3 protein-coding genes and 1 pseudogene are annotated in these 3,567 nt (G+C 38.9%); all 4 read left to right on the top strand.

What is annotated here, in order from left to right:
* Positions 1-371 precede the first annotated feature (371 nt).
* Positions 372-1,919, top strand: a complete 1,548-nt coding sequence (locus KCG35_RS23965; protein ID WP_215822382.1) for a 2-isopropylmalate synthase — start codon at positions 372-374, stop codon at positions 1,917-1,919.
* A gap of 13 nt (positions 1,920-1,932) precedes the next feature.
* Positions 1,933-2,817, top strand: a complete 885-nt coding sequence (locus KCG35_RS23960; RefSeq protein WP_215822381.1) for a uracil-DNA glycosylase family protein — start codon at positions 1,933-1,935, stop codon at positions 2,815-2,817.
* Positions 2,818-2,845: 28 nt separating this feature from the next.
* Positions 2,846-3,316, top strand: a complete 471-nt coding sequence (gene rimI / locus KCG35_RS23955) for a ribosomal protein S18-alanine N-acetyltransferase (protein WP_215822380.1) — start codon at positions 2,846-2,848, stop codon at positions 3,314-3,316.
* A 3-nt stretch (positions 3,317-3,319) separates the two neighbouring features.
* Positions 3,320-3,567: pseudogene (locus tag KCG35_RS23950) on the top strand (hypothetical protein); the annotation flags it as partial.

Raw genomic sequence — 3,567 nt, 5'->3', positions numbered from 1 at the left:
ATGGAAGACATTTTAGTAAGCTCAACTTGTTGTTTGTTTAGGTTTTAAAAAAATTTGAGATCGTTTTTAATCGTGGTTGTTCTTATAAGGCGTTTAAAAAATACTAATCGGCCCTTGTGTAAGCGAGATTGAGCAGATATAGTTACTAGCACTTACTAAAATATAAATATTTGCTAAGATCAAAAAGTCGCTGATTTAAGATGTGTAATAAAGCTAAAACAACAGTGATGTTTCGTGACTTAAAAAATAGTTACCATCCTGCATTTCTTACTCTCCTCCTCCTGCCTTAGGGCAGAAATATATTATTCCATAAAAAAATCCTTTCAGAACCATACCTATTAGCTTGAGCTTTTGTTTTGGAGTGTTTTGCTATGAGCGAAAACCAGGTCATTATTTTTGATACAACATTGAGGGATGGGGAGCAGAGTCCTGGAGCATCAATGACGCGTGAAGAAAAATTGCGTATTGCCAGAGCGCTTGAGAAAATGCGGGTTGATGTTATTGAAGCTGGCTTTGCAATGGCCAGTCCTGGTGATTTTGAGTCGGTGAAAAATATCGCTGGCCATATTAAAGATAGTACCATATGCAGTTTAGCCAGAGCATTAGATGCAGATATTGAGCGAGCTGCAGAAGCACTAAAACCTGCAAATTCTGCTCGTATTCATACCTTTATTGCAACATCACCAATTCATATGCAATACAAATTGCGTATGACACCTGAACAGGTTATCGACCAGGCTGTTCATGCAGTTAAACATGCAAGAAACTATGTTGATGATGTTGAGTTTTCTTGTGAAGATGCGGGACGTTCAGAATTAGACTTTCTTTGTCGTATTATTGAGGCAGCAATTAGTGCTGGTGCTAAGACGATTAATATTCCTGATACAGTGGGTTATGCTATCCCTCATCAGTTTTCTGAGACTATTTTGCAGCTGCTTAATCGAATTCCTAATGCTGATAAAGCAGTATTTTCGGTACATTGCCATAATGATTTAGGTTTAGCCGTAGCTAATTCATTAGCCGCAATTGCCAGCGGTGCCAGGCAGGTAGAATGTACTATTAATGGTCTGGGTGAGCGTGCAGGTAATGCTTCACTAGAAGAAATTGTCATGGCAATTAAAACGCGCTATGACTTGCTAAATGTGGATACTAAGGTTGATACGACTCAAATCGTACCTACTTCTAGGTTGGTATCAAGTATCACAGGTTTTTCTGTTCAACCTAATAAGGCGATTGTGGGGGCGAATGCATTTGCTCATGAAGCAGGTATTCATCAGGATGGTGTGTTAAAGCACCGTGAAACTTATGAAATTATGCGTGCCGAAGATGTTGGTTGGAATGCAAATAAAATGGTTTTAGGAAAGCATTCAGGTCGAAATGCATTTCGTGCAAGGTTAGTTGAATTAGGGATTGAGTTTGAATCAGACGCAGAGTTGGCAGTTGCCTTTGGCAAGTTCAAGGAGCTGGCAGATAAGAAGCATGAAATTTATGATGAGGACTTGCAGGCGCTGGTCAGTGATACTCTGCACTCAGAACTTGTTGAAAAATATCGGTTAGTGTCTTTGGAAGCTTACTCAAAAACAGGAGAAACTCCTGTAGCACATGTTACTCTTGAAATTGAGGGATGTGAGCGTACTGCTTCTGAACAGGGAGACGGCCCTGTGGATGCAATATTTAAGGCAATTGAAAAAATGGTCAGTGCAAATGCGAACCTACAGCTGTATTCAGTAAATGCGATTACGGGAGGCACTGACTCTCAAGGGGAGGTTACTGTTCGTTTAGAGCGTGATGGTCGTATTGTTAATGGCTCTGGGGCAGATACTGATATCGTTATTGCTTCAGCTAAAGCTTATGTTAATGCGTTAAATTTAATTACATCAGATGTTTATCGAGCTCATCCACAAGCAGCTGATGTTTAAGAGGTAGTGTAGTGTGATTGAACAGCAGCGTCAGGAGTACTTAAAAGCGATGGGAATTACCTCATGGTATTCTCGTTATTCTTTGGCTCATGCGCTGCCTTCAAACCCTTTGTTATGGGCTGATATAGCTAAGCCAAATATAATTTCAAAAGAATCTTGTGAAATTGAGACTATTGATTCTCATAAGGCAAGCAACACCACAACAAGCATACCAAACCTTCATGGCTTGTTGCATACACCTAAAAACAGCGAGGAAAAGCATCCCTTACAAAAACAGACAACAGTGCTAAGTCAGCAACTGAAGTCTGCAATAAACACAGCTGAAAGCCCTTCTCAGCAAGATTTAAAAAACAAGACGCAATTTGAGTTGAAAAATAAAGCTACGGATACGTCTTCTTCAGCTCAATCAACTGGTAGTACCAGTAGACAGCCAGTTCCTACATTTCGACTGGCAATCTGTACTTGTCAGGATGCTCTTATCATTACTGATTTACCTTATTCTTCAAGAGAAGGATTTACCAAACATCATCAAAATTTATTAATGAATATTCTTTCTGCATTGCACTGGTCTTCTTCTGTGCAGAATATGAATATTTTTAGTTGGCCGTTTACTCATCAGCAGATGATTGATCAGCACCGACAAATTGCGATTGATGCTCTTTCTCGTTATTTAGTTTGCCACTATCAATATAAGGATCACTCGAATATTTTATTGCTGGGCCGAGATGCAGCTAAGTTTACTTTGAATACTGATAAACCTTTTGAACAACTACGGGGACTACAAAAGGTTAATAATGATAAGCAGCGAATTGTCGTGACTCATAGTGTTGATGAACTGTTAAAAATTCCTCAATATAAACGTGAGACATGGGCTGATTTAGTTATGTTATTAACATAATAATAAAAGTTTTGGGGCTATATTCTCAGTGTTAAAGCAAAAAGATGAACTGATCGTGCAGCCAATGACGATAGATAATTTGGATGCCGTATTGGGTAATGAAACGGAAGCTTATTCTCACCCATGGACAAAAGGAATCTTTCTGGACTGTTTACAATCAGGCTATCACTGTAATGTGTTATATATACAACAAAAAGTGGTTGGGCATAGTGTTTTGATGTCGGTAGCTGATGAAGCACACTTGTTAAATATTACTATTGCTCCTTGTTTCCAACGGCAAGGTTTAGGTCACTATTTACTAAATATTCTCATAGCTCGTGCTAAACATCTAAATGCAACCATGATGTTTCTTGAAGTGAGAGAATCTAATTACGCTGCAATTACACTATACCAGCGAGCTGGATTTAATGAGGTGGGGATACGAAAAGATTACTATCCCTTAGCAAAAGGGCGTGAAAATGCAGTGTTAATGGCATTACCATTAACTGTAGACGATTAAAAAATGTCACTGCATTCTACGTTGCTGACATTTCATCAGCTATGGTTAGGTATAGCGATTTATAGTGGATTTTTAATAGTAGCTATTATCGCTATGCCATGGCGACTATGGTTGCAAAATAACACTTGGCAACAGGTTACCTTTGCATCCTCGGTTGCTTTACTCGTTTTGTGGCTGATTCATAAAGACATAATGCCAGGATTAAGCTTTCATTTCCTGGGGATGGTTGCTTATACCTTAGTAGTTGGATG

The sequence above is a fragment of the Zooshikella harenae genome, from assembly GCF_018837975.1.
Taxonomy (GTDB): Bacteria; Pseudomonadota; Gammaproteobacteria; order Pseudomonadales; family Zooshikellaceae; genus Zooshikella; species Zooshikella harenae.
This window is presented reverse-complemented; position numbering and strand designations above follow the sequence as displayed.